Annotated in this window: 19 protein-coding genes; 7 read left to right on the top strand and 12 right to left on the bottom strand. The window is 63.6% G+C overall.

Annotation, left to right across the window (positions count from 1 at the left end; genetic code table 11):
- Positions 1 to 6: 6 nt before the first annotated feature.
- Positions 7 to 1305, top strand: a complete 1299-nt coding sequence (locus JQ574_RS01105) for a lysine N(6)-hydroxylase/L-ornithine N(5)-oxygenase family protein (protein ID WP_212208264.1) — start codon at positions 7 to 9, stop codon at positions 1303 to 1305.
- Here the strand turns inward: JQ574_RS01105 and JQ574_RS01100 are convergent.
- Entirely contained in the window at positions 1302 to 2117 is an 816-nt protein-coding gene (locus tag JQ574_RS01100) for a 4'-phosphopantetheinyl transferase superfamily protein (protein ID WP_212383179.1), read from the bottom strand. The two genes, JQ574_RS01105 and JQ574_RS01100, sit on opposite strands and share 4 nt — an antisense overlap.
- Before the next feature lie 278 nt (positions 2118 to 2395).
- Here JQ574_RS01100 and JQ574_RS01095 point away from each other — a divergent pair, with 278 nt between their 5' ends.
- Entirely contained in the window at positions 2396 to 3586 is a 1191-nt protein-coding gene (locus JQ574_RS01095; RefSeq protein WP_212208266.1) for a CaiB/BaiF CoA-transferase family protein, read from the top strand.
- Between the two features lie 48 nt (positions 3587 to 3634).
- On the opposite strand, the gene JQ574_RS01090 is transcribed toward JQ574_RS01095, so the two are convergent.
- From JQ574_RS01090 to JQ574_RS01060, 7 genes are all read right to left on the bottom strand, one after another.
- The gene (locus JQ574_RS01090) at positions 3635 to 5140 is read right to left on the bottom strand and encodes an ATP-binding protein (RefSeq protein ID WP_212208267.1); all 1506 of its coding nucleotides are present in this window, start codon (positions 5138 to 5140) and stop codon (positions 3635 to 3637) included.
- A 233-nt stretch (positions 5141 to 5373) separates the two neighbouring features.
- Positions 5374 to 6009 carry a pyridoxamine 5'-phosphate oxidase family protein gene (locus JQ574_RS01085; RefSeq protein ID WP_212208268.1) on the bottom strand — a complete coding sequence of 212 codons (636 nt, stop codon included), beginning with the start codon at positions 6007 to 6009 and terminating at the stop codon, positions 5374 to 5376.
- Between the two features lie 29 nt (positions 6010 to 6038).
- Entirely contained in the window at positions 6039 to 7340 is a 1302-nt protein-coding gene (locus JQ574_RS01080; protein WP_212208269.1) for an ArgE/DapE family deacylase, read from the bottom strand.
- Between the two features lie 61 nt (positions 7341 to 7401).
- The gene (locus JQ574_RS01075) at positions 7402 to 9072 is read right to left on the bottom strand and encodes an ABC transporter ATP-binding protein (protein WP_212208270.1); all 1671 of its coding nucleotides are present in this window, start codon (positions 9070 to 9072) and stop codon (positions 7402 to 7404) included.
- Positions 9069 to 9902 (bottom strand): ABC transporter permease, encoded by an 834-nt coding sequence (locus JQ574_RS01070; RefSeq protein ID WP_212208271.1) that lies wholly within the window; start codon positions 9900 to 9902, stop codon positions 9069 to 9071. The genes JQ574_RS01075 and JQ574_RS01070 overlap by 4 nt, the downstream gene beginning before the upstream one ends.
- A complete protein-coding gene (locus JQ574_RS01065; RefSeq protein ID WP_212208417.1) occupies positions 9902 to 10876 on the bottom strand; it encodes an ABC transporter permease in 975 nt (324 codons plus the stop codon). Before JQ574_RS01065 ends, JQ574_RS01070 begins: the two co-directional genes overlap by 1 nt.
- A gap of 23 nt (positions 10877 to 10899) precedes the next feature.
- Entirely contained in the window at positions 10900 to 12477 is a 1578-nt protein-coding gene (locus JQ574_RS01060) for an ABC transporter substrate-binding protein (protein ID WP_212208272.1), read from the bottom strand.
- 289 nt (positions 12478 to 12766) lie between these two features.
- On the opposite strand from JQ574_RS01060, the gene JQ574_RS01055 reads away from it, so the two are divergent.
- The 3 genes from JQ574_RS01055 to JQ574_RS01045 all read left to right on the top strand — a co-directional run bounded on the left by JQ574_RS01055 (position 12767) and on the right by JQ574_RS01045 (position 15580).
- Complete coding sequence (locus JQ574_RS01055; RefSeq protein WP_249119006.1) at positions 12767 to 13504, top strand: AraC family transcriptional regulator; 738 nt, start codon at positions 12767 to 12769, stop codon at positions 13502 to 13504.
- A gap of 184 nt (positions 13505 to 13688) precedes the next feature.
- Complete coding sequence (locus JQ574_RS01050) at positions 13689 to 14726, top strand: aldo/keto reductase (RefSeq protein WP_409363393.1); 1038 nt, start codon at positions 13689 to 13691, stop codon at positions 14724 to 14726.
- Positions 14726 to 15580: an amidohydrolase gene (locus tag JQ574_RS01045; protein ID WP_249119005.1), complete on the top strand. Its 855-nt coding sequence runs from the start codon at positions 14726 to 14728 to the stop codon at positions 15578 to 15580. The genes JQ574_RS01050 and JQ574_RS01045 overlap by 1 nt, the downstream gene beginning before the upstream one ends.
- 18 nt (positions 15581 to 15598) lie before the next feature.
- Here the strand turns inward: JQ574_RS01045 and JQ574_RS01040 are convergent, their stop codons facing one another.
- From JQ574_RS01040 to JQ574_RS01025, 4 genes are all read right to left on the bottom strand, one after another.
- Positions 15599 to 17200, bottom strand: coding sequence for an FGGY-family carbohydrate kinase (locus JQ574_RS01040; protein WP_212208274.1), 1602 nt, complete (start codon positions 17198 to 17200; stop codon positions 15599 to 15601).
- Positions 17197 to 18141, bottom strand: coding sequence for a sugar-binding transcriptional regulator (locus tag JQ574_RS01035; RefSeq protein WP_212208275.1), 945 nt, complete (start codon positions 18139 to 18141; stop codon positions 17197 to 17199). The genes JQ574_RS01040 and JQ574_RS01035 overlap by 4 nt, the downstream gene beginning before the upstream one ends.
- A 113-nt stretch (positions 18142 to 18254) precedes the next feature.
- Positions 18255 to 19277, bottom strand: a complete 1023-nt coding sequence (locus tag JQ574_RS01030) for a zinc-binding dehydrogenase (RefSeq protein WP_212208276.1) — start codon at positions 19275 to 19277, stop codon at positions 18255 to 18257.
- Positions 19278 to 19468: 191 nt separating this feature from the next.
- Positions 19469 to 21025 carry an aldehyde dehydrogenase family protein gene (locus tag JQ574_RS01025; RefSeq protein WP_212383176.1) on the bottom strand — a complete coding sequence of 519 codons (1557 nt, stop codon included), beginning with the start codon at positions 21023 to 21025 and terminating at the stop codon, positions 19469 to 19471.
- Between the two features lie 263 nt (positions 21026 to 21288).
- Between JQ574_RS01025 and JQ574_RS01020 the strand changes: the two genes are divergently transcribed.
- On the top strand, positions 21289 to 22617 hold the full coding sequence (locus tag JQ574_RS01020) for an extracellular solute-binding protein (RefSeq protein ID WP_212208420.1): 1329 nt from the start codon (positions 21289 to 21291) through the stop codon (positions 22615 to 22617).
- Positions 22614 to 23687: an ABC transporter permease subunit gene (locus JQ574_RS01015; protein ID WP_212208277.1), complete on the top strand. Its 1074-nt coding sequence runs from the start codon at positions 22614 to 22616 to the stop codon at positions 23685 to 23687. Before JQ574_RS01020 ends, JQ574_RS01015 begins: the two co-directional genes overlap by 4 nt.

Here is a 23687-nt window from a genome sequence, read left to right as displayed (position 1 = left end):
AGCTTTATGTCTCACCAGCTTGCCATCGAGCACGACGTCATTGGCGTCGGATTCGGGCCGTCCAATCTCGCGCTTGCGATCGCGCTGGACGAGTGCGCCAGAAGGTCACGCCTGAAATGCGCTCCTCTTTTTGTCGAGAGGCAGCGCCAATTTACCTGGCATGGCGGCATGCTTTTGCCGGGCAGCGATATGCAGATCTCGTTTCTCAAGGATCTGGTCTCGTTGCGTGATCCGACCAGTCCGTTCACCTTTGTGAACTATCTGCACAAGCACGGCCGCTTGCAGGATTTCATCAACTGCCGGACGTTCTATCCGAGCAGGACGGAATTCAACGATTACCTGCGGTGGGTGGCAGCGCAGTTCAAATCACAAGCGGCTTACGGCGAAGCCGTCGTTGCCATCGAACCCGTAACTGCGGGGCAGTCGGTGACATCATTGCGGGTCTATTCACGCAACTTCGCCGGCGGTGAAACGGTGCGGCTTGCGAAGAACCTGGTCGTGGCGGCGGGAGGTAAGCCCAATATCCCGCAGGTCTTCGCGAAAATCGCCGATGATTCCAGATTATTTCACTCAAGCCGCTACCTCGATACGGTCGAGTCCGCCGGCCTCGGCGGCAAGGCGGCATGCGTGGCCGTAATCGGTGGAGGGCAGAGCGCGGTCGAGGTGACGGTCGATCTTCGAAACCGTTTTCCGCACGCGAACATTGACCTGATTTTTCGTGGCCATGCGTTGAAGCCGTCCGACAGCAGCCCGTTCGTCAACGAAATCTTCAACCCGGATTACACGGATTTTATCTATGCCCAGCCGGACGAGCGCCGAGATGCGATCGTTCGCAATTTTCGAAATACCAACTATGCCGTGGTCGATTCCGATCTGCTCGATCAGCTGTATCGATTGCTCTACCAGCAACGCGTCAGCGGCACGACGGGCATCGAATTGCATCCGCGCAGCGAAATCACCAAAGTGCTGGCGGCCGTTGAAGGCATTGAAATCCGAACGGTCGATAAGTTCGACGGTCGGGACCGCCGCTCCTGCTACGATGCCGTTATCCTCGCGACCGGCTATGACAGGGAAACGCCACACGCGTTTCTGGAGCCGATACGGCGCTATATCCATGACGACGTTGTCGACCGCAATTACAGGCTCGCCACGAGCCCGGCGTTTCGGCCGCAAATCCATCTCCAGGGATATTCCGAGGCCTCTCACGGCCTGAGCGACACGTTGCTCTCCGTTCTGGCCAACCGTTCGCAGGAAATCGCCGAGTCGCTGCTTTTGACGATCTCGCGCCGCGAGCTGATAGCTTAGCCTTCGGCGGCGGGAGCTATCAGCCGCCATTGCGAGACAGGCCCGAGCGCTGCTGGCAGCGAAAGAACGGCGGGTGATGGGCCTGCGTCGATGATCACCGAGTGCGGTGGAATGATGAATCCAAGCGCGGCTGCCTTAAGTATGGATTCCTTGAGGGTCCAGTAGCGAAGAAACAGCCGCGACCGGAATGCGGCAGGGGTACTCCACAGGACCTCACGCTCTTCGCGAGCCAGGACGATTTCACTCACGGAATCCAGATCGGGAATTTCCCGCAATGGCTCGACATCGACACCGACCGGCGAACGCGCAGCAGCGACAGCGACCACACCTCTTGCGTGACTGAGGCTGAAGTCGATGTTCGGCGCGTCATTGACGAGCATCGGCTTGCCGTGCTCGGACGGTCGAAACCGCAAGGCGTCGGCGGCCTGCCCGACAATGCTCCCCAGCAAAAGGCGGACGCCGGCATGTGCGGCGAGGTAGCTGTTTCGATCCTCAATGTGCACGAAGCGCACCATGCGGCTGGCTTCCTCGCCGTCGAGCACCGCGGCAGCTTGCTCGAAGCTGAGTGTGCCCAATCCATCGGTGCATTGGTCATGAGGGGGATGTACTGCCGCGAGCCAGAAAGCGATGTCCTCCGATCTAAGCTGCTCGGTCAGGCCTGAGATGCCCGGACTGGTCAGCCATCGCACACACAGTTCTTCTTGCGGAATTCTGCATTTGGTTGCGATAGACCAGGCGACGGTATCTCGTGCATTGGCCGACGTTAGCGATATTGCGAGTTTGTCCTTTCCCGCGTCGTCGGATAGCGCCATGTCCATCGGCCATTTGGAGAAATTTTGAAGAGTAATGTAAGCTGTCGAGAAATCAAAATTATCCCTTCTCCGGCGCCCCCATGATGGATTGGAGCCACAAGATGCTGACGTCAACCGCCGGACAGATCGCCTGGGCCAACGAGGTCATTGAAGTGATGGCGGCGGTTGAACGAAGGGCGCGCGGCGCTCAAGGCCAAGAGCGGTGAGATGGTTGCTCTCATGCACATCAAGTTGGCGAGGAAACTGCTCGACCGGGCAGCCAGCATCGGGCGAAAGCCGTGAGCGCACTTGAGGGGATCCGGGACCTCGACCTCGGCACGTTCATCGCGGGGCCGCATTGCGCCACCATTCTCGGCGAATTCGGCGCGGAGGTTATCAAGATCGAGCCGCCAAAGACCGGCGACTCGCTTCGGCGTCTTGGAACCAATACCGAATGCGGCGATACGCTGGTTTGGCTCTCCGAAGCCCGCAACAAAAAATGCGTGACGCTGGATCTCGGGAGCGGGCGCGGACGGGAACTGCTGAAGCGCCTCGCCGCGAAATGCGACATCATCGTCGAGAATTTTCGGCCCGGCACGTTGGAAAAATGGGGGCTCGGCTATGACGAGCTCAAGAAGATCAATCCCGGTGCGATCCTGGTGCGCATCTCGGCCTATGGGCAGGATGGACCGATGCGGACGCAGCCGGGCTTTGCCCGCATCGCGCACGCGTTTTCCGGCCTGACCTACCTTGCCGGTGAGCCCGGCGGTATTCCCGTTGTTCCAGGTTCGACCTCGCTGGCCGATTACATGTCGGGCATGTACGGCGCCATCGGCGCACTGGTCGCGCTGCAAGCCCGTAAAACGACCGGCGAGGGGCAATGCGTTGATCTCGCACTGTACGAATCGGTGTTTCGCGTGCTCGACGAGATTGCGCCTGCCTATCAGAAGTTCGGCTATGTGCGCGAGCGAATGGGCGCGGACGCGGTCAATGTCTGCCCGCACAGCCACTACCAGACCAGGGACGGCAAATGGATCGCGATCGCCTGCACCAGTGACCAGATGTTCGCGCGGCTGGCGGAAGCGATGGGGCAACCGGAACTGGCCTCGGCGGAGCGATATGGTCCGCAGACGCTGCGGCTGGCGGCCCGCGACGAGGTCAACCGCATCGTCGCCGAATGGGTCGCCTCGCTCGACCTCGATAGCGTCCTTGCGCTTTGTTCGAGGGGAGGCGTGCCGGCCAGTCTGATCTTCAGCATCGCGGATATTTTCGAAGACCCGCAATACCGCGCCCGGGGTAACATCCAAATGACGGACTCGCGCGCCGGCGAGATTGCGGTTCCCGGCGTCGTGCCACGGCTGTCGGAAACGCCCGGCGAGATCCGCTGGCTTGGCGCAGGGCTGGGTGCCCAAAACGAGGATATCTACAAAGGTCTGCTCGAATTAAGCAGCGCAGAAATCGAAGAGTTACGGATCGCCGGTGTGATTTAAGAGATCGCCACGGCTTGGTATCTTCTAAGTGCGCGCTTGACCGTCACATCATAGCGCCGGGCTGCAGCCTTGCTCCGCCGGCAGTTCCTCGGCATTGGGGTCGCCCGGTGCCGTCGCCCAGGCCAGTTCGACGAGCGTCACAATCCGCCGACCTGCACCATCGAGCTGGCAAACGATGAGGCCCTGCTCCTCGATGTAGGTCAGCAGACGCCGCGCACGGCGCAACGAATGTGAGCCATAGGCGCGGGCAATCGCTGCATCGCCCGGGCAGGGCCAACCTGCCTTCGCGGCGCGGGCGATCATCATGAAGACGCCCTGCATATCCTCCGGCAGAAGGGAGGCGCGGACCGAGACATCCTGCCAGCCGTCATCGTCAGCCATATCGGAGCCGAGCCCGGCGCGGGCGCGCGTCAGCATGCGACGGAAGTCACCCAGGTCCGGCACAGCCGAACCGAGGCCCTCTATTCGGCAGCGGACAACGAACTCCTGATAGAGGACGCCGATGGCACGGAACCCAGCGTCGGGTTCGGCCATGACGGCGCGCAGAATGCGGTCCACGCGCTCATTCCGCTCCGCCAGTGCCTCGGCGCTAAGCGGCTGCTCCACCGATTCGGGACGGATCTCCAGCGCCGCCGACTTCGCCGCCATGAGTTGGCCGAGGAGGTCGGGTGGCGACCGGCGCTGGGGCCGATTATGCTCGGGCGGCGGTGCTGCCAGGATGATGGCGTGTGCGTCCGACGTCGATTCCGGCAGAGGCATCAGGCGCGGTGTCGCGTTGCGCGGCGTTGTATCCGTCGGACCAATGCGCAGCCCCAGCGGACGGCGGGACAGGGCCGGCCCCAGCGCGATGAATTGGCCGCGCTCCAGATCCCGGAAGGCCTCTGCCTGTCGCCGTTCCATGCCCAGCAGGTCGGCGGCGCGCGCCATGTCGATATCCAGAAACGTTCGCCCCATGAGGAAATTGGACGCCTCGGCCGCGACGTTCTTGGCGAGTTTTGCCAGTCGCTGGGTGGCGATGATTCCCGCAAGCCCGCGTTTGCGGCCGCGGCACATCAGGTTCGTCATGGCGCCGAGCGAGAGTTTGCGCGCTTCGTCCGAAACCTCGCCGGCGACGGCCGGCGCGAACAGCTGTGCCTCATCCACCACCACCAGCATCGGATACCAGTGGTCGCGGGCGGCCTCGAAAAGCCCGCCGAGGAAGGCGGCGGCGCGCCGCATCTGGTTCTCGGCGTCGAGCCCCTCGAGATTGAGCACCGTGGAGACGCGATGTATGCGCGCTCGCTCGCCGGCGACCTGCAGGCCCCGCTCGGTATGGTCCTCAGCATCGATCAGGAGGTGGCCGAAACGGTCGGCAAGCGCAACAAAGTCGCCTTCGGGGTCGATGATGGTCTGCTGCACCCAGGGGGCACTCTGTTCCAGCAGCCGGCGCAGCAGATGGGATTTGCCGGAGCCCGAATTGCCCTGCACCAGCAGGCGCGTCGCCAGCAGTTCCTCAAGGTCCAGGTTAGCCGGGGCGCCTGCCGTTGTGTGGCCCATCTCGATCGCAACGGTCATGTCTCGACTCAAAGGCTCCCTGCGGAGGCGGGCTTAACAACCCGACCGCAGCCAGTCGAGCGCCCATTGGACGGTTACTCACGTTCTCCACGGCTGGTCGAACGCTCGCATGGTCGCCTTTTTTTGGAAAAAGTGATGACCGTCATCATGGCCCAGGCGATTCGATGTCGCTCTGGACAACGCGAAACCCAATATTGCTGGCAGAGCCGCCCCGGGTCGAGACAGCTAATTCATCAATAGAGCCTCGTCCGGTAGCCTTCTTCCATGGTCTGCTCGGCCACTTCAACCGATATGGCCGCCGTCTGCTCGGCGATGATGCGGCCCAGCGTCGGGAAACTGTGGCGTTCGACCTGGGCCTTGGGGTCCCACAATTTCGAGCGCATCAGCGCCTTGCCGCAATGGAAATAGCATTCGTCGACATGAACCTTGAGCCCGATGATCGGTACGACGTTTTGCACCGCCAGCGGCGTCAGCAGGGCCGGATCCTGGGTAATCTCCGCCTTGCCGTTGATGCGCAGCGTTTCATTGATGCCGGGCACCAGGAAAATCAGGCCGATGCCTGGCGAGGCCAGGATGTTGCCGAACGTGTCGACCCGGTTGTTGCCGCGGCGGTCCGGGATCAGCAGCGATTTGTCGTCGAGCACCGCGACGAAGCCCGGCGCGTCACCGCGCGGGCTCGCGTCGGCGTTGCCCTTGCCATCGCTCGATGCGAGGACCAGGAACGGGGAGAGCGCGATGAAGTCGCGACAGAACTTGTCGAGATGGTACAGGACCTTCTTCTCGGCGAGCGGGCTCAGCTGCCCGAAATGCGCACGCAGATCTTCTGGCGTTCGGACCAGGGGCTTGCCGCCCGCGCCGTTGCTCTCCATGGCAGACCTCCTCCTGTCTTGTTGCGTTTTTACGCAACCTCGACACCGCACCAACCCGCGATGAACAGCGCCAGCGTCTTAGTGACCTTCTTCACGGATTCGAGTTCTACCCGCTCGTCGAAACCGTGCGCGTTTTCCATCCTGGCGCCGAAGCAGAATGCGGGGACATCGTAATCGAGTCCGTAGAAGCGTGTGTCGGTGAGGCCGGTGAAGCTGGCATCCTCGAGTGGGCCGCCGAACACGGCCTCATACGCAGCAGCGAGCACCGCCTCGCTGTCCTGCGCGCCGGTCACCTCGTAGCCCGGCGACAGAAAGCCGGACCATACGACCTCCGGCGCGTTGTCGGCCAGGAACGGATGGGTCTTGGCGGCCTTCGCGACGCAGGCGACGATCTCGGCCTGGCAATCGGCGATCGTCCAGCCGGGCAGGATGCCGATACGGCAATCGACGTCGCACCAGGCCGGCACGCTCGAGGCCCAGTCACCACCCTTGATGATGCCGGGATTGAAATTCAGCGGATGGTTGATCTTGCCGAAAAAGCGATGGCTCTTGGCGCGCTCGTTCCACTCGGCCTCCAGTCCTTCGAGGGCCTGGATCAAATGGTAGGCGGCCTTGATGGCATTCGAGCCGGTGCCGGCGTGCGAAACGTGGACCGGCAATCCGCGAACCTTGAGGCGGAACCAGATCACGCCGACCTGGGCGCGCATCAGCTTGCCGTCGGTGGGTTCGGGGATCAGGCAGGCATCGGCGCGATAGCCGCGCTGGAGCGTGGAGAGCGCGCCGAGCCCGGTGCTTTCCTCCTCGATCACCGACTGCAGATGGATGCGGCCCTTCGGCGCCAGTCCCGCAGCTCGCAATGCATCGAGCGCGTAGAGCGCAGCGATGGTGCCGGACTTCATGTCGCCGGCGCCGCGGCCATAAAGCCAGCCATCCTCGACGACGGGCCGGAAGGGCGGACGTTTCCACATGTCGAGCGGGCCGGTCGGCACGACGTCGCAATGACCCTGCAGGATCAGCGAGCGCCCGGATTCTTCGGCGGGCCGATAGGTTCCGACGACGGTACGGGCGCGCGAGAAATCGGTCTCGACCGGTCCGTAGCCGGGCAGCGCTTTCAGATCGTCCTGGTTGATGATCCAGTCGTCGACCTCGTAGCCGCGCTGGCGCAGCAGACGCGCGATCATGTCCTGGCACGGCCCCTCCTGGCCGCGCGTGCTCGGTATCGCCGAAAAGGCGATCGTGGTTGCGATCTGCGCCTCGAAGGCGGCCTCGACCGCGGCTTCAATGCGCTCGCGGACGCCGGCGGGAAGGGGAATGACGTTGCTTTGCGACACGGGTCAGTCCTTGCAGGGTTTCACAACAGATCGGCAGTGTGTCTAAGGATAGCACTGTCCATCATGCGAGCGCCTCGCGTTGTCGCGCGAAATTCGGCTGGTCGAAGAAGCGGCGCCCCGGGATCGCGTCGAGCAGGTCGCGCGTATAGGCCTCGCGTGGGTTGGTGAACACGGCGGCGGTCGGCCCTTCCTCGACGATGCGGCCATGTTGGAGAACGATCACGCGATCGGCGATCTCGGCTGCGATGCGCAGATCATGCGTGATGAAGATCATCGCCAGCTGCATTTCGCGCCGCAGTTCGGCGAGCAGCGCCAGCACCTGCGCCTGAACCGAAACGTCAAGCGCGGATACGGCCTCGTCGGCGATCAGCACCTTCGGCCTCAGCGCGAGGGCGCGCGCGATGCAGATGCGCTGGCGCTGGCCGCCCGAGAATTCGTGCGGATAGCGATCGGCGGCCGAGGGCGTCAACCCGACGCGCGCGAGCAATTGCCGGGCTTGCGCCATCGCCTCGTCGCGTGCGGTGCCATAGGCCATCGGGCCGCGCGCGACAGCGTCGCCGACCTTCTGGCGCGGATCGAGGCTGGAGAAGGGATCCTGGAAGATGATCTGAAGGCCGCGGCGCGCCTGGCGCAACGCCTCGCCGCGGAGCAGCCGCAGGTCCTGGTCGCCGAGCCGGATGGCGCCGGAATCGGGCTCCGTCAACCGCATGATCATGCGGCCGAGGGTCGACTTGCCGGAGCCGGACTCGCCGACAACAGCCAGCGTCTCGCCTTGGTGCAACGTGAGCGAGATGCCGTCGGCCGCGACCACTTCCCGCGGCGGCTGCAGCCAGCCGCGTTTAACGCGAAACGTCTTGCGCAGCTCCACGACGTCGAGCAGCGGTGTGGCGTGCGAAGCGCTCTCGCGGCTCTTCACATGCGCCTTCGGTACTGCGTCGATCAGTTCGCGGGTGTAGGGATCGCGCGGATTGCGCAACACTTGCTCGACCGAGCCGTGCTCGACCACCTTGCCGTGGCGCAGCACGACGACGCGATCGGCGACGTCGGCCACCACGCCGAAATCATGGGTGATGAGCAGCACGCCCATGCCGCGCTCGCGCCTGAGATCGTCGATCAGGCGGAGGATCTGGCGCTGGGTGGTGACATCGAGCGCGGTCGTCGGCTCGTCTGCGATCAGTAGCTCAGGCTGGTTCGCGGTGGCGATCGCGATCATGACGCGCTGGCGCTGGCCTCCTGAGAGTTCGAAGGGATAGCTGTTGGCAAGCAGCGACGGGTTGGGCAGGCCGACCTGGGTCAGCAACTCCTGCACCCTGGCCTTGATCGCGGCTGCCGGCGGCACCGGTTGCTGGTGCGTGAGGATCGTCTCCTCGATCTGTTCGCCGACGCGCTTCAGCGGATTAAGCGACGACAAGGGCTCCTGGAAGATCATGGCGGCTTTGCCACCGCGCAGCCGGCGCAGGGCACGGCGATCGAGGGCGGCGGTATCCTGCCCGACCACCTTCACGGCGCCGGACACGATATCGACGCCTTTCGGCAGCAGCGAGAGGATCGCATGCGCGATCATCGATTTGCCGGAACCGGATTCGCCAACCAGGCAGACCACCTCGTTGCGCCCGATCGCAAACGACACGTCCTCGACCGCGAACGGCCGGTCGCCGCCTTCGGGCAATGCAATCGAGAGCTTCTCGACCGAGAGCACGGATGCTTTGTCCTGCACGCTTGGGTTTGTCATGCGCGGCGCCTCGAGACGCGCGGATTGAGTACGTCGGACAGGCCCTCGCCGAACAGGTTGATGGCAAGCACGGTGACCAGGATCGCGAGCCCAGGAAAGACGCTCATCCACCAGGCCTGCCGGATGACGGTGCGCCCGGCGCCGATCATGAAACCCCAGGACATCAGGTTCGGGTCGCCGAGCCCCATGAAGGAGAGTGCGCTCTCCAGCAGGATCGCAGTCGCGACCGTCAGCGAGACGACGACGAGGATCGGCGAGATCGCGTTCGGCAGGATGTGTCCGAGCACGATGCGGGCCGTGCTCTCGCCCTGGCATAATGCGGCCTCGACAAATTCGCGCCCGCGCAGGCGCAGGAATTCGGCGCGCGTCAGCCGCGCGAGCGGCGGCCAGCTCACCGCGCCGATGGTGAGGATGATGGTGAGCAGCGAAGGGCTGAAGGTCGCAACCAGCAGGATCGCCAAAATGAACGCCGGGACCGTCTGGAACAACTCCGTCACCCGCATCAGCACGAGATCGACTTTTCCGCCGAAATAACCTGAGATAGCGCCGATCATGACGCCGATCGTCATGGCGGCCAGCGCGGATGCGATGCCGATCAGCAGCGAGACCCGCGCTCCGTGCGCCACGCCCGCCGCGACGTCGCGGCCAAGCGTATCGCCGCCGAGCCACATCCCGTCCTCGCCGGGCGGCGTGAAGGGCGTGCCGCTCATCTCCCACGGCGAAACCGGGAACAGCACGGGCGCGGTGATCGCGACGATCAGGACGATGATGAGCAGGACGAACCCCGCCATTCCGCTCGGATGCCGCAGGAAAGCCTTGACCGCATCCATCAGGCGGCTTCCGTCGTCATGCGCGGATCGATCAGGCGGTAGATCAGGTCGGTCACGAGGTTGAGAGCAATCACGATGACGGACAGGATCAGGAAGATGCCGAGCAGCACCGGATAGTCACGCTGCAGCACGGCCTCGAAGGTGAGCCGGCCAAGGCCGGGCCAGGCGAACACGGTCTCGATCACCACCGCGCCGCCGACGAGCGCGCCGGCCTGCATGCCCGCAACCGTCACGACCGGCACCAGCGCGTTGCGCAGCATATGGCTGACGACGATGCGCGGGCGGGCCAAGCCCTTGGCCCGCGCCGTCTTGATGAAATCCTGGTGCGAGACCTCGATGATCGAGGAGCGCATCAGACGGGCGTAGATCGCCAGATAGATCGCGGCGAGTGAAATGACAGGCATGATCATGTGCTTCATGATGTCAAAGATGCGCTCGATCGCCGTGTGCTTCGCGTTGATCGTCTCATAGCCGAACGGCGGCAGCCAGCCGAGCGTCACCGAGAAGACGAGCACCAGCATCAGCCCGAGCCAGAACACCGGCGTGGCGTAGAGCAACAGCGAGAGCACGGTAAAAACCGTGTCCGCAATGCTTCCGGCGACCAGACCCGCGAGCGCGCCGAGTGTCGTGCCGATCAGGAGCGCGAGGCAGAAGGCGGTGAGCGTCAGCAGCAGCGTTGCCGGCAGGCGCTCGAGGATGAGATCAAGGACCGGCCGCCGCTGGCGATAGGAATATCCGAGATCCAAAGTGAGCACGCGCGCGAGATGTGTGCCGAGCTGCACGAGATAGGGCTTGTCCAGCCCATACTCCTTGCGCAGATCGTCGAGGATCTTGGGGTCGGCCGCGCCCGACTGCCCGGCCATGACCATGGCCGGATCGCCCGGTGCTGCGCGGACCAGCACGAAGTTGAAGGTCGCGATCACCAGAATGATGGCGACCAGCCGCACAATCCAGGCGGCGACCAAGAGTCCAATTCTTGCGGTGCTCCTGGTGCCGGTCACGATTTGTAGACCGAGCCGAAGGTCTCGTGGGAGCCGATCCCGGTCGTCACGATTTCCTTGAAAGCCTTGTCGTAGATGATCGGGTATTCGAGCTCCAGGGTCCAGGCGACGGGCACTTCCTCGACCAGGATCTGCTGCACCTTGGAATAGAGCTCCTGCCGCTTGGCCTCGTCGAGCGCGACGGCGGCTTCCTCAAACAACCTGTCGACCTCGGGGTTTGAATAGCCTTGGGTGTTCGAGAACAGGATGCCCTTCTTGATGTTTGAGGAGATGTAGGTGCGGGCGACGCCGAGTGCGGGATCGCCGAGCTGATAGAGCAGATTCTGGGTCATCTCGTAATCCCAGTTGCCGACCTTGTCGGCCCAGCCCGCCATGTCGGTGCCGACCAGAACGAGATCGATGCCGGCCTTGGAGAAGCTCTGGCGGAAGAACTCGCCGGCGCGCTGATAGACCTCGCCATAGGGCGGCACGAGGTATTTGATCTCGGCCCGCTTGCCGTTGGCGCCGGGCTTCAGGCCCATCTCGTCGAGCAGCGTAATGGCCTTTTCGACCGAGAAATCGTAGCGCTTTACCTTGGGGTCGTAGAATTTGGTTTTCGACGAGATCGGACCGGTTGCGACCTTGGCGTTGCCGAAATAGACGCGCTTGTTCATCGCGTCGCGGTCGATCAGGTGCATCACCGCCTGCCGGAACCGCTTGTCGTTCATCGGCGCGACGCGATTGTTCATCTCGAGCCACTGGTGCGGAGCGAAATACTCGTAGCCCTTGGTGGTGTATGCGAGGTTCTTCTGCGACTTGAAGCGCTGCACGTCAAAGAACTCGACGTCGGACCATTGCACGAGTTGGACCGTGCCATTCTCGAGCGCCAGCGCCCGCGAGGCGCTGTCCGGGATGATGCGGTAGATGATTTCGTCGAGATAGGGTTGGTCCTTGCGGTAGTAGCCATCGTGCCGAACGAGATGGACGTGCGAGCCGCGCACCCATTCCTTCAGCTTGAAGGGGCCGGTGCCGATCGCCTTGTCGTTCATCGGGTTCTTGCGGAACTCGGTTCCCTCGTAGATGTGCTTCGGCACAATTGGGGCCGAGGTGCAGTCGAAGCAGCCGAGGAAAGGCGCGAAAGGCTGCTTCAGCTTGAATACGACAGTCAGCGGATCAGGCGCCTCGGCGGACGCGACGCGCGCGAAATTCTGCCGCGCGCGGGGATGGGTCTCCGTCAGCACCTTCATGCAGCTGAAGACCACGTCCTCCGATGTCATCGGCTTGCCGTCGTGAAAAGTGATGCCCGGGAACAGCTTGAACGTATAGGTGAGGCCATCAGGCGAGACCTCCCACGATTGCGCCATACCCGGCAACGGCTTCAAATCGGCGCCGTATTTCAGCAGGCTCTCGTAGATCTTGCCGCCCAGCGTCAGCGTCGGCTGTTGCTGGTTGAACGCCGTGACGAGGATCGGCGGTTCGGGTTGGATGATCGTGTTGAGCGTGCCGCCCTTTGGCTGACCAGCCGCTCTGGTGATGCCGAGCGGGATGGCCGCGCTGGCGGCCAGCATTGCAGCAGTGAATTCGCGCCTGTTCATGGACCAACCCCTTCGTTGCGGATTGCGCCATCGTGACGGAGCGCCGCATTCTGTGCTACACGGCATGGGACAGCGATCGTCGCGATCGGGCCATCTGGCCCGGAAGATGCATGGCTGTGGGGAGAGCAGGCATCTCACATCAAGAGCCCAGATGAACATAAATGTAAGAGTCGGCACAGCACCGACCGGCGGCGACAGCCTTGAGCGCCCATGCCACAAGCGATGCGGACCGATAGCCGCAGCGAACTATGCCGGTCACCTGCAGACGCAGAAGCGGCCGGTCGTCTCTATGGCAGCGACGTATCCGTCCGAGAGCACCAGCACGCGTCACGCGCACCGGCGAGGGCAGTTCATCCTCCAGACCATCGGCGTCACCTCGATGATGACGGAACGCGGCAATTTCGTCATCCCGCCGGGGCATGGCCTGTGGATTCCCGCAGGAATCGTGCATCAATCGCGCGCCTGGGGCGATATCGAGGCCCAGACCATCTATGTCGAGCCGGATCAGGTGCCGAGCTACCCGGCGACGTGCCGCCTGATCCGCGTCTCGCCGCTGCTCGAGGCGCTGATGGATGAAGCTGTCCGCATGCCGGTGGATTACGACGAGGACGGGCGCGACGGGCAGCTGGTTGATCTCCTGCTAGGCGAGATCGGCCGGATGCCGGAAGTGTTGCTGCACGTGCCGATCCCGCTGGATCCGCGTCTCGCCCGGATCTGCGAAGCTGTGATCGCCGATACCAGTTCCGACCTCACCCTCGACGATTGGGCCGACCGCAGCGGCCTCAGCCGGCGTACGCTGACGCGGATGTTCCGTCGTGAGACCGGCCAGAGCTTTGCGGCCTGGCGCCAGCGCGTCCGGTTGCTGGAAGCGCTCGCGCGCCTTGGCGCCGGCGAATCCGTAACCAACGTCGCACTCGATGTCGGCTACGACAGCCCGAGCGCCTTCACGGCGATGTTCAGGCGCGAACTTGGTGCTGCGCCGCGCAGCTACCTGCGGTGGGCCGACCAGGAGATCGTGTTGAGATAGCTGGGCAAGATCCGCCGCGTTGCGCAGTTTGAATGTTTTCAGACGCCAGCCAAGGTGGTCCCATTGAACGGGCGGCCGCGGCTGGCAATATCGCCAGGTTCACAGCCAGCGGACATGTCCAATGGCAAGCAAGGTAAAGGCGCATCCCCGCGACTGGGCGATGGGCCGAAAAGAGCCGGTCAATATGAAACCAGTATTTGCGGTGCCGCGTCGTGCTCTTGGTGGGATGCGGCTTCAGGTTTCGGTTGTGGGATTCGGAACCGCGCCGCTTGGTGATCTCTACGTGCAACTGGATGACGGCACGGCCATTGATACGGTGAAACGTGCATTCGAACTGGGCATTAATCTCCTCGACACTTCTCCGCTCTATGGCAACGGCCTTGCCGAACATCGTTGCGGCGCCGCCATCAGGCGCGTGCCGCGCCAGGACATCGTCGTTTGCACCAAGGTCGGTCGCTGGACGGATCCGTTTCGCGGTCGAGGCGACCGTGCCGGTTTTGCAGGAGGGTTGCCGCACCGGGCGGTGGTTGATTATTCCTATGACGGCACGATGCGTTCGGTGGAACAGTCGCTATTGCGGCTAGGGGTCGACCGGCTGGACCTGTTGCTGATCCACGACGTCGACATTTGGACTCATGGCCCCGACGCGATCGAGGAGCGGTTTCGCGAAGCGATGGCTGGCGCGTACGTGGCGCTGGACCGGCTTCGCGGAGAGGGCGTTGTTGCGGGCATCGGGATCGGCGTAAACGAGGCCGAGATGTGCGTGCGTTTCGCTAAAGCCGGATCATTCGATACCATGCTGCTCGCGGGGCGCTATTCCCTGCTGGAGCAGCCGGCGCTGGCGGAGTTTCTGCCGCTTGCGCAACAACAGGGAATCGGCGTGTTACTCGGCGGCGTATTCAATTCAGGTATTCTGGCAACCGGCGCGGTGAGCGGGGCCAAATACGATTATCGGGATGCGCCACCTGAGATCCTGGCAAGGGTGGCTCGGATCGAAAGCATCTGTGATGCGCATGGCGTTGCCCTGCCAACCGCGGCGTTGCATTTTGCCCTGGGCCATCCGGCGGTGGCGAGCGTTGTGCTGGGGGGCCAGAGTCCGCAAGAGGTCGAACGCAACGTAGCCGCGCTGTCCTGCGACGTGCCGGCGGCGCTTTGGGCCGATCTGAAGGCCGAGCGCCTGCTGGCTGCGGAAGCGCCCGTTCCGCTGCCGATAGCCGGCTGATGCGGATCGATGCGCATCATCATCTGTGGACTCTCGCACGTGGCGATTATGGCTGGCTCACTCCCGCGCTCGCGCCGATCCACCGCGACTTTTCCCTTTCGGATCTGGCGCCACACCTCGCTGCCGCGAACATCAGGGGGACGATCCTGGTGCAGGCTGCACCGACCGAGGCGGAGACCATGTTTCTGCTCGACATCGCGGCGAAGGCACAGGTGGTGCGGGGTGTGGTCGGCTGGACGGACTTCGATGTAGCCGACGGCGGGGCGCGCATTGATGCACTCGCCGTGCACAGCCTCCTGGTTGGACTGCGGCCGATGGTGCAGGACATGCCCGATGACGATTGGCTGCTCCGCCCTGGCTTGGCGCGGCTATTGGCAGTGATGGCCCGAAACAACCTGGTGTTCGACGCGCTGGTGCTGCCGCGCCATTTGCCGCGACTGCTGAGCCTGGTCGATGATCATCCCGATCTGCAGTTCGTGCTTGACCATTGCGCCAAGCCCCGGCTTGCGACCGGCGAGACAGCAGATTGGTATCGCGACGTCGCGCTGCTTGCCGAACGCCCCAACATCGTCTGCAAGCTATCGGGATTGGTGACAGAGGCCTTACCGGATTGGCAAGTTGCGGATCTGCGGAAAGCGGTGGATCATGTCGTTGCGTGTTTCGGACCACATCGCCTGCTTTGGGGAAGCGACTGGCCGGTAGTCAATCTGGCGGGCGGCTATGAAAAATGGATTGCCGCCGCCGAAACCCTGCTCGCCGGTCTGTCACCGGATGAAAAGGCGGCTATCTTCGGCGGTAATGCGGCTCGCATCTACCTCGCAAGCCGGGGACGGAATGTTGAAGTCAATTGCTGACGAGAAAAGACTTCGCGTTCAGAATGCGCCAGCGGACGAGGAGGGGCGGCTGGCCGGTCGCCGACCTTCCGCCTCGATTTCGTTGCGGACGGCGAACAGCTTGAGATAGGTCGAATAGGCGGCATCGTTCGCCGCCGCCCATATCGGGTCGGCCCGGTGGACCGTCTGCTCCGGCGCCATCGCGTCGAGCGCCGCAAACAGATCCGGGTAAAGCCCGGCCGCGACGGCGGCGACCATCGCGGTGCCGAGTAGCACCGGTTCGGGCGAGTGGGAGATGACGAGGTCGGCGCCAAGCGCATCACGATAAAGGCGCACCATCAGCGGATTCCTGGTGTGCCCGCCGGAGAGACAGGCGCGGTCGATCGCATAACCACGCGTGTTGAGATGCTTAAGGATATGACGGCTTTGCAGCGCGAGCGCGCGGGCCGTCGCGTAGTAATGTTCGAGGAAGGAGCGTGGGCTCGTCTCAAGGCCAAGGCCGCTGACGAGCGCGCGCACCGCACCGTCGCCATGGGGCGCGCGGTTGCCGAGCCAGTCGGGGACGATATGCCGCCGCGTGCCGAAGGCGGGGCCTTCGAGATCGAGCAGCGCGAGAATATCGCACGCGGTTTCCGCGTGCTGGGCCGCCGACGCCTTGCCGGGGCTGGCGGGATGCTGATCCAGCACGGCGTCGAGCGCCGCGCCCGAAATGCTCATCCCGGCCTCGTGCATCCAGTAGCCGGGAAATACCGCGTCCTTGAAAGGACCCCAGACTCCGGAGATGTACCGCTTATCCTCGGCCCAGCACATGTAGCAGCTCGAGGTGCCGCCGATCAGCGCCAGCGTGCGGTTCATCTTGTCGCGAAATCCGTGGCCCGCGACGCCGAGAGCGCCTGCTTCCGCGTCGATCAATCCGATCGCGACCGGCGCACCCGGCGCGATGCCGAGCGCCTTCGCCGCATCCGCGGAGACCGTTCCGTGCACCTGGCCGACCAGGCCCGGCGGTTCGGCGAGCTTGCCGCGCCGCAGCAGATCGGAGAGACCAAGCGTAGCGAGCAGGTCGCGGCGCCACGGATCAGGGTCGGCGGGCAAATAGGGAAACTTGCAGGCAAGCCCGCAGACGGAGTGCCGATCGATGCCGGTCATCCGGCGAGCGACTTCGTCCGTGAGGTCGCGCACGGCGGTGACGCGCGCCCACGCCTCCGGCGTGTGCCGCTTTACCCAGAGGATCTTGGGCAGATACATCTCCGGCGAGACCGTGCCGCCGACATGATCCAGATAGTGGTCGCCGGATGCGCCAATCTCCTCTGCCTCGCGTTCGCCGCGATGGTCCATCCAGCAGACCACGTCCGCATCACCTTGCAGCGGCGCTCCGCCGTTCGCCTCGAAATAAATGGAGGATGTTGCGTCGACGGCGACGCCCGCGATCGCTGCTGCCGCACCCGGCGTATCGGCAATGGCGGCGCGGATGGCGGCACATACCGCCGCCCAGATTTCGTCCATCCGATAGACAGCGTGGTTTTCCGCGGGCCGCAGCAGTTCGAACGGATGACTGCGCGCGGACACCAGCCGGCCCGACGCGTCGAACAGCCCGGCGCGCGCCGACATCGTACCGACATCGATGGCGAGCAGCAGGCTCATTGCAGCAGCGCCTCTGCCGCAGACTCGTCTGTGACGAGACAGCGTACATAGCGCGCGTTCAGAATGCCGCGGATCACCGGCGCCTTGGGTAACCCGCCCGAGGCCAGGATGGAGATCGGATACGCCTTCAGCTCCTGCGGGCTCAGCGCCATGACTCGGGAATTGAGAGGGTGGTCGACCGGGCGGCCGTATTCGTCCAGATACGTTCCGAGCAGGTCGCCGACCGCGCCCGCCTTGCGCAGTCCGTCCAGCGCTTCATTCACAATATGGGTCGCCGCGAGCAGCGAACGTGGTGTCAAGTCGCCGCAGGATACCAGCGCGATCTGGCCTTCGCGAGCCCGGCGCATCACGTCCGCAAGTCCGTAGTGCGTCAGGAGTGTGGAACGGCTCTCGACCGACGGGCAATAGATCGGTGCCGCGACGTAGTAGCATTCGGCGCCGATCAGGCGAGCAAACTCGGTCGCGACCTCGAACGTGTTGGTGCCGGCGCCGCGCGTCATGCCGCCCATCAGGGAAGTCACCCAGCTGCGGGCGAATCGTCGCTGCTTGAGCGTGCGCGCGGCGGCTCTGAGCGTGCGACCCCAGCCGACGCCGAGGCCGATGCCATCCTTCAGCAGGGGATGAAGCATCGTGCTCGCCGCTTCGCCGATCACCTGTTGCAGCGCATCGGGATCGGGCAGGCTGGGAACTACCGAAACATCGTCGAGCGCGAAGCGCGCCTTCAGCTTCTCTTCCAGCGCAACGCAGTTGGCGAGCGGCAGCTTGATCTCGACGCTGACGAGCCCGTCCTGTCGAGCCTGCCCGAGCAGCTTGTTGACCTTGAGCCGCGTCAGCCCGAGCCGATCGGCAATCTCCTGCTGCGTCATCGCGCCGACATAGTAATACCAGCACGCTCGAGCCTGGATTTGCGCTTCGGCCAGGTCCTCGGCGTTGATACGCATTGTCGTCGTTTCGCTGTCTGATGTGTCGCTCACAACTTCACCTCACGCATACACCGGCTTCATCGTGATGCTCCCATTTGCTAGTGGCGGCCAGGTGTCATTCGGGCGTCGGTTCAACTCCCTTTCAGATCGACGAGGACCTTGATGTAGCCGGGCGCATTCTCGGCAAGTGCCGTGAATATGCCGGGCACTTCCTCCAGCGCGACGCGGTGGGTCACGATCGAGCGTACGTCGATCTTCCCCGCTGCGAGGAACTCAATCGCGCGCGGATAGACGTCGCCCATCCGCCGCGCGAACTTGATATTGAGGCCGCGGCGGCGCGCGTCCGCGGCCGGCAAGGTGTAAATGTCGCCGTCGGGAATGCCGACCAGCACGATCCGCCCGCCGATGCGTGTCGCGGTTACGGCGTCGCGGAAGCCGAACGGCGAATTCGTCGCTTCCAGCACAAGGGGGCAGCCGCCCTTGGACCATTCGGCAATGTCGGCGGCGCTTTCACCGACGCGATCGGCGCCGATCTTTTCGGCCATTGCGCGGCGATGCGGCAGCGGATCGCAGGCGAGGACTTCCCCGGCGCCGGCAGCTTTCAACACCTGGACAATGAGCAGGCCGATCGGGCCACAGCCCAGCACGGCCACGCGTTCGAGCATGCGCGGCTTGGCGAGCCCGACGGCGTGAATGGCGACGCCGAGCGGCTCCAGCATGACGGCGTCCAGCGCGTCGAAGCCATTCGGCAACGCGACGAGCTGCGACCTTGGTGCCCAGATGCGCTCCGTCATCGCGCCGTCGAAGGGAGGAGCTCCAATGAACTCAACGTTAGGGCAGAGGTTGGGATGGCCCTCATGGCACCAGTCGCACCGACCGCATGCCTTGTTCGGATCGACGGCAACGAGCTGGCCGCGCGTGAGACCGAGTTCCTCGACGTCCTGACAGAGATAGCCGCCGAACTCATGCCCGGGGACAAAGGGTTCGTTGATAAGCGCGCTGCCGATACCGCCGTCCTTGAAATAGTGCAGATCGCTGCCGCAGACGCCGACCGAGGCGACATCCATCAAGACTTCGTCCTCGCGCCCCTCGCGCAGATTGAACTGCGCGACCCGCGCTTTGTTGGCCCCGTCGATGAAGAGAGCTCGGCTCATAAACCCTTGCACCCGGCTTGTACCCATTCCCTCGTGGGACAGTCCTATCGTGCTCTATTACATTCGTATTTCATATGATGCAACATATGAGAAATACAAAAAACATCTGTTCATAGCTCGAAGTCGGCCTTTCTGGGGCGGAGGGTGATGACATCCTTGCCCGGAAGCGGCGCGTTCACGGCGATTTCCATTCAATCCACGTCGAACTTGACGCCCTGGGCGAGCGGCAGCGTGCGGCCATGGTTGATCGTGTTGGTGGCGCGGCGCATGTAGGCCTTCCAGGCATCCGACCCGGACTCACGTCCGCCGCCGGTTTCCTTCTCGCCGCCGAATGCGCCGCCGATCTCGGCGCCCGAGGGGCCGATGTTCACGTTGGCGATTCCGCAATCGGAGCCGCGCGCGCACAAGAAGGCTTCGGCCTCGCGCAGATCGTTGGTGAAGATCGAAGACGACAGCCCCTGCGGAACGGCATTGTGCAATTCGATCACCGCATCGAAGTCGCTGTATTTGATGACATAGAGGATCGGCGCAAAAGTCTCGCGCTCGACCGTTCCGGTCTGTCCACCGATCTCGACCAGCGCCGGCCGGACATAGAAAGCCGCGTCGGCGCCTGCCACGGCGACGCGGTCGCCGCCGACGATGGCAGCACCGGCGGCCTTGGCTTCGCCGAGGGCGCGCTGCATCGATTCATAGGCGAGGCCGTCGATCAGAGGGCCGACCAGATTGCCGGTGAGGGGATTGCCGACGGAAACGGACTGATAGACCTTCTTGAGGCGCGGCACGAAGCTGTCATAGACGCTCTCGTGAACGAACAGGCGGCGCAGCGTGGTGCAGCGCTGACCGGCCGTGCCCATGGCCGCGAAGGCGACGCCGCGCAGCGTCAGGTCGAGATCGGCGGTCGGCGTGACTACCGCCGCATTGTTGCCGCCGAGCTCCAGAATGGCGCGGGCGAAGCGCTGCGCGAGCTTCGGCGCGACGGCGCGTCCCATCGCGGTCGAACCGGTTGCCGAGACCAAGGGAACCCTGGTGTTGTTGACGAGGGCCTCACCGATCTCGCGCCCTCCGACCAGCACGGCAGACAACCCGTCGGGCGCTGCGCCGCCATCGGCCTTGAAGCGCTTCAGGGCGCGGGCGAACAGCGCGTCGGTCGCCAAGGCGGTGAGGGGCGTCTTTTCCGACGGCTTCCAGACGATGCTGTTGCCGCAGACCAGTGCCAGCGCTGCATTCCATGACCAGACCGCGACCGGAAAATTGAATGCGGAGATGATGCCGGTGACACCGAGTGGATGCCAGCTCTCCGCCATCCGGTGCTCGTGGCGCTCGGTCGCGATCGTCAAGCCGTAGAGCTGCCGGGAAAGCCCCACGGCATAGTCGCAAATGTCGATCATCTCCTGCACTTCGCCGAGACCTTCGGACTCGATCTTGCCCGCCTCGATGGAAACCAGCCGGCCAAGCGCACGCTTGCTGGCGCGCAACTCTTCGCCGAGCAGCCGCACCAGTTCACCGCGCTTGGGAGCAGGGACCAGACGCCATTGCAGGAAAGCCGCATGGGCTTTTTCGATCGCCGCGGTCGCGCCGGCGGCGTCGACCTCCCTGACATGCGCCACGGTTTCACCGCTGATCGGGGTTCTCGCGACCAGCGTGCCACCGGTATAGCTGACAGGTTCGACACCGAGTTCAATCAGAAGCGCGTCGACCTCGGCCTTGAGCGAGAGGTCTTTGGCATGAGCGGATTTTTTATCTGACATGAGGGGCTCTTTCCGAGGGCTCGCGTTGATTTCAGAGAGGGCGGCTGTCGGCGATTGGCGCCGCGCTCCCGGTCGATTGCGCCATACACCACCATACACTGACCAGCCGGGCCTGAGCACGCGTGCTCCCCGCAACAAAATCCGTGTATCGGGCCCCCTTTCATCAAAGCGACACATATGTCATTGTAGAAATACAAATGATCGAAGCCGGGTTTGAAGCGCCGGCTCGCTGGACCGCTGAGGGAGGATCACCCGTGAAGAAGATGGCATTCATTGCGGCATTGTTCGGGGTTTTGGCGTTGGCCGCGCCCGCTCAGGCGGCGCGTGTCGAGGTGCAATGGTGGCACGCCATGAGCGGCGTACTGGGCGAACGGCTCAACGAGCTGGTCGAGAAGTTCAACGCATCGCAGGATAAATACACCGTCGTGGCGGTCGCCAAGGGCAATTACGACGAAGTGACCAATGGAGTGATCGCGGCCTATCGTGCCAAGCGGCCGCCGGAAATGGTGCAGATCGCCGAACGCGGCTACATGACCATGCTGCTGTCGGGCGCCGTGGTGCCGGTGCAGGAACTTCTGGACCAGAAGGGCTACAAGGTCGACTTCTCCGACTTCGTCAAGCCGGTGGCGAGCTTCTGGAGCTACAAGGGGCGGATGTCGGCGATGCCCTTCAACTCCTCGACGCCGATCTTCTGGTACAACAAGGACCACTTCCAGAAAGCCGGCTTCGACAAGCCGGCCGCAACCTGGCAGGAGTTGGAGAAACAACTCTACGCCATCAAGGCCAAGGGCGTCAGTGAATGTGGCACGGTGCTGCCGGGCGACTTCTTCTGGAGCCTGCTGGAAAACTACAGCGCCATCAACAACCAGCCCTACGGTACGCTCGCCAACGGCTTCGACGGACTTGGCACCGAATTCGTCTACAACAAGACCAAGGTGGTCTCGCAAGTCGCGCGCCTGAAAAAATGGCTCGATGATGGCGTCATGCAGATCGCCGGTCAGGGCTTTAGCCCCGAACAGTTGTTCACCTCCGGACGCTGCTCGACCTTTGTCAACTCGACCGCGTCGCACGGCAATATCGAACGCAACGCCAAGATCAACTGGAGCGCCACCTTCCTGCCGCACGAGAGCGATATCAATCCTCCGCTCAACAGCACCATTGGCGGCGGCGCGATCTGGGTGATGAAGGGCCACACGCCGGAACGCTACGACGCGGTCGCCGCCTTCCTCGATTTCGTTGCCCAGGCGGAGACGCAGGTGTGGTGGCATGGCGTGACCGGATATGTCCCGGCGACCAACAAAGCCTATGCGATGGCGCGCGAGCGCGGCTATTACAAGGACCATCCGACACGCGAGATTGCGGTGCTGCAACTCTCGCGCGGCACGCCCAATGACAATTCGCGCGGCTTCCGCTTTGGCAATTTCGTGCAGACAATGCTGGCGCAGCGCAGCGAGGTGGAAGCGGTGTTCACCGGCCAGAAGCAGCCGCAACAGGCGATGGATGATGCCGTCAAGCGCGGCAATGAGATCCTGCGCCAGTTCGAGAAGCTCAACGCCGGAAAAGGCACCGAGTGGTCCCCCGAGGCGAAATGAAGGCAAGCGCGCCGATCGCACCTTCGTCGATCTGGCCGGAGGCGCCGGCAGACTCGCCTTCCGGCCTGGCCAGATCGCAGCACAAGTCGCCCGGCGAAACTGCCGCCGGGCGTAGGGCTGTGACGGAACGGGCCAGTAAGGCGTGGACGCCCAAGCGTGGCCAGCCTGATCGGGAGCCCGGACTGAAGCGAGCGAATTTCGGCCGCGGCGTCGGCCTGCCGACGCTATTGCTGCTGCCGCAGGTGTTGATCCTGGTGTTCTTCTTCTTCATCCCGTCGCTGCGGGCGCTCACGCAGTCCGTATTGTTGAGCGATCCGTTCGGCACCACCGTCCATTTCGTTTGGTTCGACAACTTCAAGGCGCTGTTTGCGAACGGCGAGTATCGCCAATCGCTCGTGACGACGGTCTGGTTCACGGTGGCGCAGAACGTCATTACGCTGGCGATTGCCGTCGTGCTGGCATTCGCCACCGACCGGGTGGTGCGCGCGCGATCGGTCTACCGGACCCTCATCCTGCTGCCCTATGCGATCGCGCCCGCGATCGCCGGCATCCTGTGGGCGTTCCTTTTCAATCCGGTCGTTGGGCCGCTCGCACACATGTTGCACGCGCTCGGGATCTCCTGGGATCCCAATCGCAACCCGAACGACGCGCTGTGGCTCGTGATCATGGCGGCGTCATGGAAGCACATCTGCTACGACTACATCTTCCTGGTGGTCGGCCTGTTGGCGGTGCCGGTCTCGCTGATGGAAGCCGCCGCCGTCGACGGTGCCGGGCCGATCCGGCGGTTCTTTCTCATCGCGCTGCCGATGCTCGGGCCGACCATCTTCTTTCTCGCCGTGATGAATTTTATCTACGGCTTCTTCGAAACCTTCGCGATCATCGATGCCGTCACCCATGGCGGGCCGGCCGGCGCGACCAACATCCTGGTCTACAAGGTCTTCGTCGATGGTTTCATCAACCTCGACCTCGGCTCCTCGGCGGCGCAGTCGGTGCTGTTGATGACCTTCGCGCTGATTTGCACGCTGCTGCAATTCCGCTATTTCGACCACAAGGTCAATTACGGGGTCTGA

This window comes from Bradyrhizobium sp. AUGA SZCCT0158, assembly GCF_018130065.1.
In the GTDB taxonomy this organism is placed as follows: Bacteria; Pseudomonadota; Alphaproteobacteria; order Rhizobiales; family Xanthobacteraceae; genus Bradyrhizobium.
This window is presented reverse-complemented; position numbering and strand designations above follow the sequence as displayed.

Excerpts from the sequence above, each read along its gene's own strand:
- JQ574_RS01105 (WP_212208264.1), top strand. The coding sequence starts at position 7 with ATGTCTCACCAGCTTGCCATCGAGCACGACGTCATTGGCGTCGGATTC.
- JQ574_RS01100 (WP_212383179.1), bottom strand. The coding sequence starts at position 2,117 with ATGGCGCTATCCGACGACGCGGGAAAGGACAAACTCGCAATATCGCTA.
- JQ574_RS01090 (WP_212208267.1), bottom strand. The coding sequence starts at position 5,140 with ATGACCGTTGCGATCGAGATGGGCCACACAACGGCAGGCGCCCCGGCT.
- JQ574_RS01085 (WP_212208268.1), bottom strand. The coding sequence starts at position 6,009 with ATGGAGAGCAACGGCGCGGGCGGCAAGCCCCTGGTCCGAACGCCAGAA.
- JQ574_RS01075 (WP_212208270.1), bottom strand. The coding sequence starts at position 9,072 with ATGACAAACCCAAGCGTGCAGGACAAAGCATCCGTGCTCTCGGTCGAG.
- JQ574_RS01070 (WP_212208271.1), bottom strand. The coding sequence starts at position 9,902 with ATGGATGCGGTCAAGGCTTTCCTGCGGCATCCGAGCGGAATGGCGGGG.
- JQ574_RS01060 (WP_212208272.1), bottom strand. The coding sequence starts at position 12,477 with ATGAACAGGCGCGAATTCACTGCTGCAATGCTGGCCGCCAGCGCGGCC.
- JQ574_RS01055 (WP_249119006.1), top strand. The coding sequence starts at position 12,767 with ATGGCAGCGACGTATCCGTCCGAGAGCACCAGCACGCGTCACGCGCAC.
- JQ574_RS01050 (WP_409363393.1), top strand. The coding sequence starts at position 13,689 with ATGAAACCAGTATTTGCGGTGCCGCGTCGTGCTCTTGGTGGGATGCGG.
- JQ574_RS01045 (WP_249119005.1), top strand. The coding sequence starts at position 14,726 with ATGCGGATCGATGCGCATCATCATCTGTGGACTCTCGCACGTGGCGAT.
- JQ574_RS01040 (WP_212208274.1), bottom strand. The coding sequence starts at position 17,200 with ATGAGCCTGCTGCTCGCCATCGATGTCGGTACGATGTCGGCGCGCGCC.
- JQ574_RS01035 (WP_212208275.1), bottom strand. The coding sequence starts at position 18,141 with ATGCGTATCAACGCCGAGGACCTGGCCGAAGCGCAAATCCAGGCTCGA.
- JQ574_RS01030 (WP_212208276.1), bottom strand. The coding sequence starts at position 19,277 with ATGAGCCGAGCTCTCTTCATCGACGGGGCCAACAAAGCGCGGGTCGCG.
- JQ574_RS01025 (WP_212383176.1), bottom strand. The coding sequence starts at position 21,025 with ATGTCAGATAAAAAATCCGCTCATGCCAAAGACCTCTCGCTCAAGGCC.
- JQ574_RS01020 (WP_212208420.1), top strand. The coding sequence starts at position 21,289 with ATGGCATTCATTGCGGCATTGTTCGGGGTTTTGGCGTTGGCCGCGCCC.
- JQ574_RS01015 (WP_212208277.1), top strand. The coding sequence starts at position 22,614 with ATGAAGGCAAGCGCGCCGATCGCACCTTCGTCGATCTGGCCGGAGGCG.